General features: G+C 68.1%; 12 protein-coding genes and 2 pseudogenes. 8 read left to right on the top strand and 6 right to left on the bottom strand.

The annotated features are described in order from the left end of the window. Positions 1-39: 39 nt before the first annotated feature. Positions 40-342, bottom strand: a complete 303-nt coding sequence (locus tag OHB56_RS01145; protein WP_326750750.1) for an STAS domain-containing protein — start codon at positions 340-342, stop codon at positions 40-42. After that, complete coding sequence (locus OHB56_RS01150) at positions 342-4,511, bottom strand: SpoIIE family protein phosphatase (protein WP_406351109.1); 4,170 nt, start codon at positions 4,509-4,511, stop codon at positions 342-344. Before OHB56_RS01150 ends, OHB56_RS01145 begins: the two co-directional genes overlap by 1 nt. A gap of 244 nt (positions 4,512-4,755) precedes the next feature. Here OHB56_RS01150 and OHB56_RS01155 point away from each other — a divergent pair, with 244 nt between their 5' ends. From OHB56_RS01155 to OHB56_RS01175, 5 genes and pseudogenes are all read left to right on the top strand, one after another. After that, complete coding sequence (locus tag OHB56_RS01155) at positions 4,756-6,084, top strand: GAF domain-containing SpoIIE family protein phosphatase (protein WP_326750752.1); 1,329 nt, start codon at positions 4,756-4,758, stop codon at positions 6,082-6,084. After that, positions 6,081-6,440 (top strand): STAS domain-containing protein, encoded by a 360-nt coding sequence (locus tag OHB56_RS01160; protein WP_326750753.1) that lies wholly within the window; start codon positions 6,081-6,083, stop codon positions 6,438-6,440. Before OHB56_RS01155 ends, OHB56_RS01160 begins: the two co-directional genes overlap by 4 nt. Positions 6,441-6,697: 257 nt before the next feature. Beyond that, a pseudogene (locus tag OHB56_RS01165) lies at positions 6,698-7,120 on the top strand (MEDS domain-containing protein); the annotation flags it as partial. A gap of 96 nt (positions 7,121-7,216) precedes the next feature. Then, the gene (locus OHB56_RS01170; RefSeq protein ID WP_326756872.1) at positions 7,217-7,492 is read left to right on the top strand and encodes an STAS domain-containing protein; all 276 of its coding nucleotides are present in this window, start codon (positions 7,217-7,219) and stop codon (positions 7,490-7,492) included. Further along, positions 7,489-8,427 (top strand): anti-sigma factor RsbA family regulatory protein, encoded by a 939-nt coding sequence (locus OHB56_RS01175; protein WP_406351112.1) that lies wholly within the window; start codon positions 7,489-7,491, stop codon positions 8,425-8,427. The genes OHB56_RS01170 and OHB56_RS01175 overlap by 4 nt, the downstream gene beginning before the upstream one ends. A 32-nt stretch (positions 8,428-8,459) precedes the next feature. Here OHB56_RS01175 and OHB56_RS01180 read toward each other — a convergent pair whose 3' ends face one another. The 3 genes from OHB56_RS01180 to OHB56_RS01190 all read right to left on the bottom strand — a co-directional run bounded on the left by OHB56_RS01180 (position 8,460) and on the right by OHB56_RS01190 (position 10,519). After that, positions 8,460-8,903, bottom strand: a complete 444-nt coding sequence (locus OHB56_RS01180) for an ATP-binding protein (protein ID WP_406351113.1) — start codon at positions 8,901-8,903, stop codon at positions 8,460-8,462. Between the two features lie 205 nt (positions 8,904-9,108). After that, positions 9,109-9,954 carry an RNA polymerase sigma factor SigF gene (locus OHB56_RS01185; protein WP_406351114.1) on the bottom strand — a complete coding sequence of 282 codons (846 nt, stop codon included), beginning with the start codon at positions 9,952-9,954 and terminating at the stop codon, positions 9,109-9,111. A gap of 439 nt (positions 9,955-10,393) precedes the next feature. After that, a complete protein-coding gene (locus tag OHB56_RS01190) occupies positions 10,394-10,519 on the bottom strand; it encodes a hypothetical protein (RefSeq protein WP_326750758.1) in 126 nt (41 codons plus the stop codon). Between the two features lie 198 nt (positions 10,520-10,717). Between OHB56_RS01190 and OHB56_RS01195 the strand changes: the two genes are divergently transcribed. Then, a complete protein-coding gene (locus tag OHB56_RS01195; RefSeq protein ID WP_326750759.1) occupies positions 10,718-11,758 on the top strand; it encodes a vWA domain-containing protein in 1,041 nt (346 codons plus the stop codon). Between the two features lie 447 nt (positions 11,759-12,205). Here the strand turns inward: OHB56_RS01195 and OHB56_RS01200 are convergent. Continuing rightward, positions 12,206-13,004, bottom strand: a pseudogene (locus OHB56_RS01200) (IS30 family transposase); the annotation flags it as partial. 273 nt (positions 13,005-13,277) lie between these two features. Between OHB56_RS01200 and OHB56_RS01205 the strand changes: the two are divergent. Further along, positions 13,278-13,835 carry a hypothetical protein gene (locus tag OHB56_RS01205; RefSeq protein ID WP_326750760.1) on the top strand — a complete coding sequence of 186 codons (558 nt, stop codon included), beginning with the start codon at positions 13,278-13,280 and terminating at the stop codon, positions 13,833-13,835. Between the two features lie 99 nt (positions 13,836-13,934). Beyond that, positions 13,935-14,555 carry a nucleotidyltransferase family protein gene (locus tag OHB56_RS01210; RefSeq protein ID WP_326750761.1) on the top strand — a complete coding sequence of 207 codons (621 nt, stop codon included), beginning with the start codon at positions 13,935-13,937 and terminating at the stop codon, positions 14,553-14,555. The last annotated feature ends 46 nt before the right edge of the window (positions 14,556-14,601 follow it).

Below are 14,601 nucleotides of genomic sequence, written 5' to 3' on the forward strand. Positions count from 1 at the left end.
TGAGACATTTCTTGTTCCGTCTGCCGCTCGTAGCTGGACTCAGCTCTCCGGCGTGGCGAGGCCGTGAACGGTGGTCAGGTCGACAAGCCCTGAAATGTTCAGGACCGGGGCCAGCATCGGGGTGGCGATGAGTTCGATGCGGTCGCTGTGAGTGAACAGCACGCTCAGGCCGGCGCTGTCGAGGTATTCGACGGCCGTGAGGTCGATGACGAGAGGGCCGTCGGTGGCCTCGATGGCCGTGGCCAGGGTATCGGTGTTGCTCATGTCGATTTCGCCGACGACCGTCAGCAGCGTTGCGCCATCGGGACGCCGGCTGAGGGTGAGAGTGAGCGGGGTGGTCATCAGGCGATCCTCGTATGCATGTCGACAGTGGTCCCGGCCGCGCCGGAGGTGATGGTGACCTGTTGCATCAGAGCGCGCATCAGGGCCACGCCTCGCCCACGATGGGTGTTGAGGTCGGGCCGGGGCGTCTTCCACCGGCCGGTGTCGGCGACGGTCAGGTGAAGATCGTCGACGAGGGCTTCGGCGCGTAGCCGGATAGTGCCTCCGGGAGCGTCGCGGTGCCCGTGCTCAATGGCATTGGCGCAGGCTTCGCCCGCCGCCACCAGGATGTTCTGGACGGTACGAGGGGAAAGCTCGCACTGGTCGAGCCAGCTACGCAGGGCCTTGCGGACCGGCGCAAGCTGTGACGACTCCGCCGGGAAAGCCACGTCCAGCGGTGCCGGGTGCCGGTAAAGCAGAAGAGCCACGTCGTCGTCGTAGCCGTCGGTGGGTGCAAGCCGTGTCATGACCTGGGTGGCGAGGTCGTCGATGGCTGCGTTGCGACCCTCCTGGATGGCCTCGCTGGCCTGGTCGATGCCGGCGGTCAGCGGGCGGCGCCGACGTTCCACGAGGCCGTCGGTATACAGCAGGAGAGTGGCGCGTGCGGGCATGGTGCAGGTGCCTTCGGGGCGGTGCTTGCCCGGGCGTACGGCCAGGGGAACGGACCGTCCTTCGTCCAGGAGCAGGGTGGTGCCGTCGAGATGGGTGAGGATGCCGGGCGGGTGTCCGGCGCTGGAGTAGGTGAGGTGGCCGGTGTCGGGGTCGAGGACCCCGCAGAAGACTGTGGTGCACATCGCGCCGGGGATGCCTGCGGCGAAGCGGTCCAGGGCCATGAGGGTCTGAGCGGGGCTGGCGTCCTGAAGGAGCAGGGCGCGGCAGGCGCTGCGCAGTTGGCCCATGACGGTGGCGGCTGCGAGACCGCGTCCGACGCAGTCGCCGACGACGATGCCGATGCGTCCGTCCTGGAGCCGGACGGTGTCGTACCAGTCGCCCCCGACTTCCAGGGGTTGGGTGGCGGGTTCGTAGCGGACGGCGAAGCCGTCGGGCAGGTCGGACGGGCCGAGGATGGCTCGTTGCAGGGCGATGGCCGTCTCGCGCTGCTGGTCGATCTGATGGGCGCGGGCCAGCCCCTGGGCGAGCTGACCGGCCAGCAGGGACAGCAGCAGTTGGTCCTCATCGGTGAAGGAACGATGGCCCCCGAAGTCGATCCACACCACCATGGCCCCTTCGGGGTGGTTGACGGCGATGACCGCACCCGTGTCGTCGTCGACCGGAGTGAGCGGGGGCTGGTCGAGCCAAGCGGTGAGCTTGTCCCGGCGGTCGGCGGGCAGGTCCTGCCAGCGCAGCTCGGCATCGGTCGCGGTCACGGACGCTTCCTGACCGACTGCGGCGACGGCCGCCAGTACGCTTTGGGCACGCCACAGTTGCTTCAGCTCAGCCAGGACTCCTGCCAGCGCTTCCGGCAGGCTGGCCGCCTGGGTGAGCCGCATGCTCAGGGCGGCCTGGGCGCTCTTGCGCTGGATTGCGTAGTGCTCGGCGGTGACGTCGCGGAAGGTTCCGACGGTGACCTGGCGTCCGGTGTCGGGGTCGTGGGCCTGGTTGAAGGTGGCGCTCACCCACAACCGGTGCCCGTCTCGATGGCTGACCGGGATGGTGCAGGAGCCCTTGGGATTGCCCAGCAGCTGAGCGAAAGCGTCAAAGACCTGGTGGTGCGCTTCAGGGTCGGTTTCGGCGTCCGGCCACCAAGGGTGGATCGGCGAGTAGGGCAGGCCCTCGGGACCGTAGCCGAGGATGTCGGTGAAGGCCGTGTTGATCTCGATGACGGCACCGTTCTCGTCGCAGACGAAGAAAGCCTCCTGGAGGGAGTCGATCAGCGCGGTGCGCCAGCGCGCCTGGTGATTGCGCAGCCGCGCCAGCTCGACGTTGGCCCGCACCCGTGCGAGGAGTTCGGCCGCGGCGAACGGCTTGACGAGATAATCGTCGGCGCCCGCCTGGAGCCCTTCGATGGACGCCTCCTGCCCGGCCCTGGCGGACAGCAGCAGCACGGGAACGGAGGAGGTCCGCGGGTCGGTGCGCAGCGCCGTCACCAATGTGAGGCCGTCGAGGCCGGGCATCATGACGTCGCTGATCACCAGATCGGGAGCGTCCGCTCGGACGGCCTGCAGGGCCGCCAGACCGTCGTTGACGGTGTCGACCCGGTATCCGCCGCCGTGCAGGAGGCGGGTGAGGTACTCGCGCATGTCGGCGTTGTCGTCGGCGATCAGAACCCGCGCCGCAACCGGACCGGAGGTGTGTCCCGACGCTCCGGCGTCAGCCACTGTTGCGGTTGTCTGCTCGTCGGCGCCGGCCGCCTCGCCCGGCAGCCAGCGCAGCGCTTCCAGCAGATAGGGGTCGGCGGCAGACGCCCCACCACGGCTGCCCTTGGCCGGCACGAGAGCATCGAGGGGGAGGTGAGCCGCGCCGAACGGCATGCGGACGGTGAAGCAGGTGCCCTCGCCCTCGGCGCTGTCGGCGGTGATCGTGCCGCCGTGCAGGGCGACCAGTTCCTTGACCAGGGCCAGCCCGATGCCGCTGCCCTCGGTGGAGCGGGAGCGGGCGGTCTCGATCCGGTGGAATCGCTCGAACAGCCGGGGCATCTCCTCCGCCGGCACGCCGATGCCGGTGTCGGCGACCTCGACGACCGCGTGGGTGTCCTCAGTGTGGACGGTGACGCGGATCGAGCCGTTGAAGGTGAACTTCAGTGCGTTGCTGAGCAGGTTGAGCATCACCTTTTCCCACATGCCGCGGTCGATGTACACCTCTCCCGCCGGCGCGGAGCATGCGATGTCGAATTCCAGACCGGCCTTGTCGATGGCGGATCGGAACACGCTGGCCAGCTCCGCTGTGACCTCGGCCAAGTCGACCGGTTCGTAGCGCGCCTGCATCCGTCCGGCCTCGATACGGGAGAAGTCCAGCAGCGAGTTGACGAGCTTGCCCAGCCGCAGCGCGTTGTGGTGGATCGCGTCCAGTTCCTCTCGCACCGGCGCGTCGGCGTCTGCCAGACGAGTGCGCAGTTCCTCCACCGGTCCCGTGATCAGGGTGAGCGGTGTGCGGAACTCGTGGCTGATGTTGGAGAAGAAGGCGGTCTTGGCCCGGTCCAGCTCGGCCAGGTCCTCCGCCCGCCGCTGCTGCTCCTCGTAGCTGCGGGCACTGGCGATCCCGGCCGAGAGGTGACCGGCGACCAGCTCGACGAATCCGCGGTAGCCCTCGTCCAGCACGCGGTACCGGTTCAGTCCGGTCACCAGAAATCCGTACGGTGCGCTGCCCGACTGCTGCAACGGCACCACCAGCGCCTGTGCGGGCGGCTCAGACCAGTTTCCTGTCGGCAGGTCCATGAACGAGGTGCCATCGAGCGGCACGAGCACGGACTCCCCACGAGCCGGCTCTTCCACCGGCCAGACGTCGCCGGAACCGGAACCGGGCAAGGTGGCGGGGGCGGTTGCGTGTCCGCTGGATATCCCGGTCGTGCCCGCGAGCTTCGCGGAGTCGTCGGGCTGGAACAGGTAGGTCAGCGTGAACGGCAGATCCTGCAGGTTGCGGCCCAGTTGCTGGTCCACGAAGGTCAGCATTTCCTGTTCGGTGCGGACCACACTCGGATCGGATCCCAGGTCGCGCAGCGTCGCCATCCGCCGCTCGCCGATGACCCGCTCGGTCTCCTCACTGACCACGCACAGCATGCCGACCACCGCGTCGTCGTCGTCACGCAGCGGACTGTACGAGAAGGTGTGGTAGCTCTCCTCCGTGTAACCGGACCGCTCCAGGAACAGGAGCAGGCCTTCGTCCCAGGTCGCCCGTCCCGTGGTCATCACGGTGTCGATCCGGGGGCCGATGTCGTCCCAGATCTCCGCCCACACCTCACTCGCCGGCCGGCCCAGCGCCCAGGGGTACTTGCGGCCCAGCGTGTCCCGTCGGTAGGCCGCGTTGCAGAAGAACGTCAGCTCCGGACCCCATGCCATCCACATGGAGAACCGCGACGACAGCAAGATGCTGACCGCCGTCTGCAGACTTTGCGGCCACTGGGCCGGAGGGCCCAGCGGGGTCGACGTCCAGTCCACCTCGGCGAGGTCCCGGCCGACCTCCGCCTCGGCGGCGAACACACCGGAACCGGCCGTCACCGCCGGCTCGTGTTCAGCGTCTTGTGAACGCGTCACTGGACACCCTTCCCCTCCCGCCCTCACCACACCGTCGCACCGGCTTGCCACGCCTGATGACGGACAGCACTCGCGTCGTCTCGGAATACAGCACGTACGGACACAGGCGGACGACCTTGTTCCACGAGGTCATTGCTGCCGACTTGCCCGCGGGCACCGACAGCTTCGTAGGATAAGACCAGACGGCCCCAGGCGCCTCGCCGCAGGCGGTATCACGACGGACGCACAGCAGGGAGCAGTAAGGGTGGCAGCGAGTCCTTTGCAGGTCCCCCTGCCACGAGCGTCCGACGAGGGAAGGCGTCTCGACGCGGTCCGGCGCTACCAGATCCTGGACACGCCGCCGGACGGCGCGTTCGACCGGATCGCGGGCCTGGCTGCCCGGATATTCGACGCGCCCATGGCCACGGTGGCGATCGTGGACACCGACCGAGTGTGGTTCAAGGCCGCCCACGGACTGACCGGCGTCACGCAGATACGCCGCGATCCGGGCCTGTGTTCCTCCGCCATCCTCCACGGCGAACCTTATGTGGTCGCCGACGCCGCGGCCGATGCCCGCGCGCTCGCCGACCCTCTCGTCCAGGGCGACATCGGCGTCCGCTTCTACGCCGCCGCGCCCATCACCACGGCCGACGGGCAGCGTCTGGGCACGGTCGACGTCCTCGACACCCGCCCGCGCAAGCCGACCGATGTCCAACTCGACGCCCTGCAGGATCTGGCCGCGTTGGTCATGGACGAACTCGAGCTGCGCCTGTCGGCCATCCGCACCGTCGCCGCCGAACGCGACCGGCGTACTGAAGCCGAGCACCTCGCCCGGACTCTGCAGCGCACCCTGCTGCCCCCGGCCCTGCCGACGGTCCCCGGCCTGCAGGCGGCAGCCGCCTACCACACGGCCTCCCCGCACGAGGTCGGCGGTGACTTCTACGATCTGTTCCCCCTCGACGACGGCCGCTGGGCCTTTTTCCTCGGGGACGTGTGCGGCAAGGGCGCCGAGGCCGCCGCGCTGACCTCTCTGACCCGCTACACCCTGCGCGCCGCCGCCATTTACAACCCTGACCCGTGCGCCGCGCTGTCCACTCTCGACAGCGTCCTCAAGGGCGAGCACCAAGGCAGCGACCCCCGCTACTGCACGGCGGTCTTCGGCGTGCTGCAGCCCCTTGCCGACGGTTCCTTCACCGTCACTCTCGCCGGCGGCGGGCACCCCTCGGCCCTCGCAGTACGCGTCGGCAAAAGAGTGGAGCCGATCTCCACCGCCGGCGGCCAACTCGTGGGCATGCTGCCCAACCCCCAGTTCGTACAGACCACCACGCGGTTGTCACCGGGTGAGAGCCTCCTGCTCTACACGGACGGTCTCACCGAGGCACGCACCCCGGATGGCACCATGCTCGACGAGGACGGGCTCACCCAGCATCTGCTCTCCACGTACGTCCACGCCGAGGACCGCTCCGCCGACGGATTGCTGGGCTCCGTCGAAGCGCTCCTGCACCGTCTGGGCGACGGCGTCAGCGACGACACCGCGCTGCTCGCCCTGTCCGTACCCATCCAGCCCGAACCTCGCACTCAGGAGAAACGGTGACCGAACCCGAGCACCTGTTGACCGTCACCCCGCTACACACCCCCGCCGGTCCCTTCGTACTGGAGGTGACGGGTGAGTTGGACCACCACAGTGCCCCACTCCTGGCCCAGGCCGTCAAAGAAGCCCCCTTCGACAGCCATGGCGTGATCATCGACCTGTCCGGGCTGGCCTACTGCGACTCCACTGGAATCACGGTGCTCCTCACCGCCTACCAGCGATCACAGGCGGCCGGCTCACCGCTCAGCTTCGCCGGCGTCCACCCGGACCAGATGCGCGTCTTCCAGGTGGTCGGGCTCGACCAGGTCTTCACCTTCCACGCCACCGCCCAGGAGGCCGTCTCCGCCCTGCAACGCTGACCCCGCCCCGCTGTCCACACGCTCGGCCTCCAGTCGACTACCGACCGCCGTATCGCGGTGCCCCGACAGTGAAGAAAGTGTCCGGTACACGGTTGTCCGGTCATGTGGGGAACACGGCACGGGGATGCCCGAGTAGGCCGGATCTACAGGGGAGGGCCGGCGGCCGGGGTGATCACGTATGAGGGTGCGGACCGCCAGGTCCAGGACATGGATCATGGTGATCACTTGTGTCTGGCGTTCACCGACGACGCCGAGTGGTGACGGTGTATCTGGCGTCCGGCCTGCACCGCGGTGAACGGGTCATGTACTTCGCCGACCAGCTCACCCCTCAAGAGGTCCTCGGCTGGCTGACCGCGTCCGGTACCGACCCCCGCCCGGCTCTGGAAAAGGGCCAGCTCGTGGTGACCACGGCGGACGACAGCTATCTGGCGACAGGCTCGTTCGACGCCGACGGCATGGTGGCTGCCCTGCGGCAGGAAGTCAGGTAGTCCCTGACGGCCGGTTATACCGGGTTCCGCGTAAGCGGCGAGATGGGCTGGGCACTTCCCCGGGTACCCGGGGCCGATCGGCTCGCCGATTACGAGACCAAGGTCAACCAGGTGTTCGCCGGCCAGCGGGCCTCTGCCGTCTGCCAGTACGACGCCCGCCGCTTCACCCTCGACCGGTTGGGCCGCCTGCACGGCTGCCATCCGGGGGCGGTCGAGCCCGAGCCGTTCTATCACGACAGCACGCTGCGGCTCGTGTCCTCCTTCCGGGGAGGACGCTGCGGTCTGCGCGTGGTGGGCAGCGTGGACCACCGCACCACGGACGCCTTCGCCGATGCCCTGGAAACAGCGCTGACCTGGCCGGGCGACATCCAGGTGGACATGCAGGCGCTGGAGTTCATCGACCTGAGCGGCGTAAGGGCGTTGGCCCGCGCCGCCGCGCGGCTGGAGGACGACCGCCGACTGCACGTCGTGGAGCTCGCGCCCCTGCTCTGCCAAGTGATCAGCATGGTCGGCTTCGACAAGACCCCTGCCCTGGTCGTCACCGCCCAGGAGGTCCCCTCGTGACCGACCGCCTCACCGCACCATCCCGGCCGCACCGAGGCAGTGGCCTGAGCCACCAGGGGCTCATCTACGGCAGCGGCCAGGAATTCCTGGCCACCACGGTCCCTTTCTGCCTCGAAGGACTCGAGCAGCGGGACGCCGTGCCGGCGGTGACCACCCCCGCCAACATCGACCTGCTGCGACAAGCACTCGGGGACGCGTCCGGGCAGGTCGAGTTCATCGACGCCGGCGAGTGGTACCGGACACCCGGACGCACCCTCGGCGCCTCCTACCGGTACGTCGACCAGCGCACCGGCACGGGGCGGCACCAGCGGGTACGCGTCATCGGCGAGCCGGTCTGGCACGGCAGGGACACGCTGGAGACGACTGAGTGGACCCGCTACGAATCCGCGATCAACGTCGCCTTCGCCCACTGCCCGGCCTGGATCATCTGCCCGTGCGACGCCCGGCGTACTCATCCGCACCTGGCCGTGGCGGCATCCGCCCGCCCCAGCGACCGCTGTGCGGACCCCGCCACCGACAACGGCCGGCACCGGCCGCTCGCGCCCGTGGCCGGGGAAGGAGAGGAAGCCTTCATGCGCTTCGGAGCCGATCTTTCAGCAGTGCGTTCCACAGTCGTCGAAACTGCTGCCGAGATGGGTCTGTCCGCCGACGGTGCCCAGCGTCTCGTGTTCGCGGTCAACGAGGTCGCCACCAACGCCGTCCAGCACGGCGGAGGCACGGGGCACATAGTGGTCCGCCGCGCGGGCCGGCGCATCGTGTGCGACGTCGCCAGCACCGGCCGCAACAAGACGGACTGGTACCTGGGCCACCTCCCGCCCGACCCGCAGCAGCAACGCGGGCACGGCATGTGGGTGGTGCGTCAGCTGTGCGACCTGCTCGAAGTCCACACCGGTCAGGACAGTACGACGGTACGCCTCCACGTCAGCCTCGCCTGAACGGAGAACACCGGCGTTCCGCCCCGTACCACCTACCGTGGCGTCGGCCGCTCACCGGGCTGGGCCACCTGACACCCCGCACGGACCGACTCGTCCAGCGAGATGCGCGCGGTAATACGCTTGCCGGTCGGTTCTCGCTGGACATCGACGTCCTGGCTCAGCGCCGCGACGATCTCCAGACCGTGCTGGCCGACCCGGCGCGGGTCGGCAGACCGGTGCCTCGGCAGCATCGTTTCACCGTCCCGAACAGTGACGGACAACGTGTCCTCAGCAAGAACCAACGACAACTCTATAGGCCCGGAACCGTACTTGATCGCGTTGGTGACCAGCTCGCTCACCACCAACTGCGTCGCCTCCACCACGCGCGCTGGCAGCCTCGATTCCCTGCCATTCTGCGAACCGGCGAGGAACTGGAGCGCGGAGTCACGCGCGTCGGCGACGCGGAATGCATGTCGCTCGAAAGTTACGGAAAGCACCCGCGAACTGTCGCCAGCAGGTACCTGCCGGAATCGTGAATCATTCAGCTCGAACTCACCATCCCGCACAACCGTCGCGTGACTCCCCCGTGGAGCACGGAACACTGACCCATCTCTCATGACCAGAACACCTGGCGACCCGATGATAGTTCCCGCGTATACCCGGCCTCCGTCAGCACAGTCGTCGCAGAGCCGATCGGACGGTTCAGTGGCTGGTGAGCATGCCTTCCCGCAGGCGGGCCAGCAGACGCGAGATCAGCCGGGACACATGCATCTGGGAGACGCCGAGGCGCTCGCCGATGTCCTTCTGGGTGAGCTCCTCGACGAACCGCCAGTGGATGATCTGCCGGTCGCGTTCGTCCAGCTCGGCGATCACCGGGGCCAGGGCGTGGAAGTCCTCCACGAGCGCCAGAGCGGCGTCGTCCGTACCGAGGAAGTCCGCCAGCGCCGACTCGCCGTCCTCGCTGCCGTTGATGGTCGCGTCCAGGGAGGCGGAGTTGTAGGCGTTGGCCGCCAGCCGGGCTTCGACGACCTCGTCCTCCGGGAGGCTCATCAGCTCGGACAGTTCGTTGGTGGTGGGGTTACGGCCCAGCCGGCTGCGCAGTTCCTCGGTGGCCCGGGCCAGCTGGACACGGGCCTCCTGAAGCCGCCGGGGCACGTGCACGGCCCACGAGGTGTCACGGAAGAACCGTTTGATCTCGCCGACGATGTACGGCACGGCGAAGGAGGTGAACTCGACCTCGCGGGTCAGCTCGAACCGGTCGATGGCCTTGATCAGGCCGATCATGCCGACCTGGACGATGTCCTCCCTTTCCTCCGGTCCACGGCTGCGGAACCGGCCGGCCGCGAAGCGGACCAGGGACATGTTCATCTCGATCAGCGTATTGCGCGCGTACTGGTATTCGGACGTACCCTCCTCGAGCATCGTCAGCCGTTCGAAGAACAGCTTCGACAGTTCCCGCGCGTCCTTGGGCGCCACCTTCGACGGGTCCGCAATCTCCGGCATGTCCGTGGTGGTGTGCTCGGTGGTCTGTGCGGTCGTCGTCATCATGATGTGCCCTCCCGGTCAATCGGCCTTGCCTCTGCCCATCTCGTCGGCCGACGATCGAACGGCTACCCCGAACGATGGGGCGCATGCCTCGATCTTGCCTGGCGGGCCATCGAACCCAACGGGTCTGTGCCCAGCACGTCCTGACCTTCGTCCGCTCCCCCAGGGCGCGCCGCCCCGGGACGCACCGGCGTTCCGGCGTCCCAGGGATGCGTCAGCCGACGTGCTCGTCCACGGCCTAGGGCTGCGATCCCGCACGCAGGCAGGTCTGCGCCCTGCGGTCGGCGCGGCAGTTGGGCACGAGCCTGCCGTGGACACGGACGAGAAGCCGCTGAACAAGACCATCGCCCGCTACGGCCCCGTTGACCTGCTCGTGATCCCGCCCTCCAGGGCAGACTCCAGCAGCCGCTTGGTCGGCTGCTGCACAGCCCGCCCTCTCCGGTCAGCTGCAGCGCCTCGGCCTGGGTCGGCCCGCCAACTCGTCGATCAGCTGGTCGTCCACAGTCTTCGCCGACACCCCCGCTGCCGGTACCACGGTCTCGTGCTCGGTCACGTTCTCCCCGGTCATCGATGCATCCTCCATGATCGGGGGTTACACCGAACGTCTCACCACCCCGCCCGGGCTGCAACAGCGCCCGGGGCCTCGTGCTGCGTCCCGGCCGCTCCCCTGGTCGGGTGAGCTCTTCATCCGGTCTGGGAGCCAAGATCGATTGTCAGTGGTGGGTGAGACGGTAGGAGCATCGAGTCGGAAAGAGGGGGAGCTTCCATGTCCGGAAACCAGAACTACATCAATCACGTTGCTCTTGTGCTGGATGCCAGTTCGTCCATGTCGCACCTGAGCCGCAAGGTCGTCGAAGTCGCCGACCAGCAGATTGCATATCTTGCCCGCAGATCGAGGGAACTGGACCAGGAAACCCGCGTCACGGTGTACGTCTTCGCAGACAAGGTGGAGTGCGTCATCTACGACAAGGACGTGCTGCGGATGCCGTCGCTGAAGCAGCTGTATCGGGTCGGGGGGATGACGGCTCTGCTGGCGGCCGCGCTGAAGTCCCAGCGGGAGCTGGCGCAGACAGCTCAACTGTACGGAGACCACAGCTTCCTGACCTTCGTACTCACCGACGGGCAGGAGAACGCAAGTCATCGCTGCCCGGATGCCCCCACCAGGGACCCGCGTGAACTGGTCGAGGCCGTGACCGAGATGATCGAGACGCAGGAGGACAACTGGACGCTTGCTGTCCTCGTGCCGGACCAGATGGGCAAGCGCGAGGCCATGCAGTGCGGGTTCCCGAAGGACAACATCGCCATCTGGGACGCCACGAGCACACAGGGGCTGCAGGAGGCCGGACAGGTCATCCAGCAAGCCACCGAGAAGTTCATGGTGGGCCGCGCTCAGGGCATCCGGGGATCACGGGCGGTGTTCTCCATGGGTGCGGAGGCGGTCAACGAGGACACCATCAAGGCGGCCGGCCTCACCCCGGTGGATCCGTCGAAGTACCAGCTGATCCCGGTGGTTCGTGACACGGCGATCCGGAACTGGGTCATCGAATGCGGGCACACCTACCGTACCGGTGGTGCGTTCTACCAGCTGAGCAAGTCGGAGAAGATCCAGGCGCAGAAGCAGATTTCGGTGCTGGAGAAGAAGACGGACCGGGTGTACACGGGGCCCGAGGCCCGAGCCCTGCTCGGTCTGCCGGACGTGGAAGTTCGAGTCAAGCCGGACCACAACGCCGACTTCACCATCTTCGTGCAGAGCACCAGCGTGAACCGGAAGCTCGTACCGAACACGCGGCTGCTGCTTATGCTCTGACGCCTTGAATCCCCATCGGGTTCCGAAGGCTTCGTCCTCCCGGTGCCCACCAGCAACAGAGTCGGCGGCTGCGGGCGCGGCGTAGGAGTACGCGGTGCTGAGGCCGCCGCCTTCACGCCGATCGTCCCAGCGCGGTCTGCGGCACCGATGGAACCCCACACCGCCACCCCTACCGGGCCGTGCCCCGGCCCCGTACAGCCGCGACCTGCCGGTGCGTGGGCGCCGCCAGTCCATCCGGCGCGGTCCCCCACATAGCCCACGCACCACCCGACGGCCTGAGCTCCGCCGAGGTCAGGCCATCGCCGTGGCTGACCGAGCAAAGCGAGCTCACCTGTTGGCGCCGCTGGACGCGACGTTCCAGGCCGGAGATCCTCGTGCACCAGGGCGAGGTCGACTGGTGTCCTGCCCGGACTCAAGCGATCGTCGCCGTACAGATCCGCGCCTTGGGGGGAAGTACTGGTGAAAGAGTCCGTTTGTGTTCTCGTTGGTGCCCCGCTGCCAGGGGCTGTGCGGGTCGGCGGAGTAGACCTGCAGCCCGGTGTCGATGCAGAGTTGGGCATGCCGGACCGACTCCTTGCCGCAGCCCCAGGTCAGCGAGCGGCGTAGGCGCTCGGGCAGTGTGGTGATCGTGTGTTTCACTGCCTCGGTGCCACGGCCGGTGACGGACCGTTCTTCACCCGCGGCTCGACGCCGTACCCATCCATCCGGGGCAGGTGCAGCAGCATGGTGAATCGGGTTGTGCGCTCCACGAGTGTGCCGATCGCGGACCGGTTGATGCCGATGACGAGGTCACCCTCCCCGTGGCCCGGCCCTGGGCCGCCCTGTCCTCGGCCTCGGCGGGCCGTTGACTGATCACGACGTCGGTGGTGACGTGGCCGACGGCACGGTTGCGCGAGCGTGCTCGCGGGACGCACAGTGCCTGCCCGGTGCGCAGACAGGCGGCCGGCTCACGTTTGAGTGCTCCGCGGCCCTGGATGTAGAGGGCCTGGTGGATCGCCTCGTGCGAGATGCGCATCGACTCATCCTCGGGGAAATCGGCCTTGAGCCGGTTCGTGATCTGCTGCGTACTCCACGACATCGCCCACAACCGGTCCTGCCGACGGGGCGTAGAGCGCAAAGGGGGCAACTGCCCGGGGCGGCCGACGCGACCCCGGACAGGGGTACGCAGACGGCGGCGGCCGTGAGGCCGGCGGGGGTGGCCCAGCGCGCGGTGTTCCGCGTGGTGTGCATCCTTCCGCTCGTTTCGACAAGTCGCCGGCTCATAAGCGGTCGATGTCGAACCGGCGAGCGGGAGTCCGCCCTACGGGCTTCAGCAACAGTGCGTGTTGCATCAGTGGCGGCAGGTCATGGAAGGTGTGGGCGGGAACCCGGGGTAACTGCACGGCCACCGTGTGCGCGAAGTGGCCAGATACCCGAAGCGGCGCTGCTCCATAACAGGCCTGAAGCATTTCGATTCCGCTGTCGGCAGACCGTTCCGCGACCCCTTGCGTTCATGAAAATGCCGAGTAATCGTCATTACATGATTACGGCACAGCAGCGAGAGCAACTGAAGGGCTGGTTCACCGGCCGGCTCCCCGACGATCTCTTCGAGGAACTGGCCGAGGTCACGGTCGACCGCGAGGAGATCACGGTGATCGGACGCATTCCCGGGCCCAGGCCGGTCGAGGACGCCTCTCCGGCCGAGCGGGAAGCGGCGGTCGAAGGCCGGATCCAGGAGTTCCGGGAACGCACCCGGGACGCCCGGATCGCAGTCGCCCGGGACGCCGAGCACCGCTTCGACCGGAAGGTCTCCTGGGGGGTGGAGTGCGACGGGCGGCGCGCCCTGTTCACCCATGTCGCCGCGCCCGTCATGACCCGGCTGCGCCAGCCGGAGCGCCTGGTCCTCGACACACTGATCGCCGGCGGGGTGGCCCGCAGCCGCAGCGAGGCGCTGGCCTGGTGCGTGCGCCTGGTCCAGCGGCACACCGACGACTGGCTCACCGAACTACGTGAGTCCCTGGAGCACGTCCAGCGGGTGCGGGCCCAGGGACCGGACGGCGAACAGGAGGAGGACGAGCCCACCGCCGACGGTGAGTGAACGGCGCGCTGTTACTGATCGTTTCAGAATCAGAGCCTCGGAGGAGCCTCGAAGGCGGCCTGCGGGCGCAGTTGGCCCGGCGCGTGGTAGGCATGAGCGGTGATGGGTCGCCTCCCGCTCGACGAGCAGCTCACCGTCCTGAAGTCCGTGCTCTCCCGCAACGAGGTCCTGCTGGAGGTGCTGCACCGCACGGCGGCACTGGAGGTGCCCGGCTGGTACGTGACCGCGGGTTGCCTCTTCCAGACTGTGTGGAACGTGGTCACGGACAAACACCCAACCAGTGGGATCAAGGACTACGACGTCTTCTACTTCGACGGCCGTGACCTGTCGTGGGAGGCGGAGGACGCAGTGATCAAGGCCGCCGACGAAGCCTTCGCCGGACTGCCGGCGGAGGTCGAGATCCGCAACGAGGCCCGCGTCCACCTCTGGTACGAGCAGAAGTTCGGCATCGCGTGCGCTCCCCATGCCTCCACCGAGGCGGAAATCGACAGCTTTGCGGCGACCACCTGCTGCCTGGGCGTGCGCCTCGAGCCGGGCGGGCGATGGCGCATCTACGCGCCGCACGGGCTCTCCGATGTGTTCAATCTGGTGGTGCGTCCCAATCCTGTGCTCGCCCCGCGAGAGGTGTACGAAACCAAGACCGCACGCTGGCAACAGCAGTGGCCCGAGCTGAACGTACTCGACTGGCCCTCGGCGCCCGCCGTGCCCACCTGCTCCTGATGCGTGGAGCCGACGCAAGCAGATGACGCTGCAAGCGAGTTGGATC

This window comes from Streptomyces sp. NBC_01635 (assembly GCF_045209715.1).
GTDB classification, from domain to species: Bacteria; Actinomycetota; Actinomycetes; order Streptomycetales; family Streptomycetaceae; genus Streptomyces; species Streptomyces hirsutus.

Excerpts from the sequence above, each read along its gene's own strand:
- OHB56_RS01205 (WP_326750760.1), top strand. The coding sequence starts at position 13,278 with ATGATTACGGCACAGCAGCGAGAGCAACTGAAGGGCTGGTTCACCGGC.
- OHB56_RS01145 (WP_326750750.1), bottom strand. The coding sequence starts at position 342 with ATGACCACCCCGCTCACTCTCACCCTCAGCCGGCGTCCCGATGGCGCA.
- OHB56_RS01185 (WP_406351114.1), bottom strand. The coding sequence starts at position 9,954 with ATGATGACGACGACCGCACAGACCACCGAGCACACCACCACGGACATG.
- OHB56_RS01195 (WP_326750759.1), top strand. The coding sequence starts at position 10,718 with ATGTCCGGAAACCAGAACTACATCAATCACGTTGCTCTTGTGCTGGAT.
- OHB56_RS01190 (WP_326750758.1), bottom strand. The coding sequence starts at position 10,519 with ATGACCGGGGAGAACGTGACCGAGCACGAGACCGTGGTACCGGCAGCG.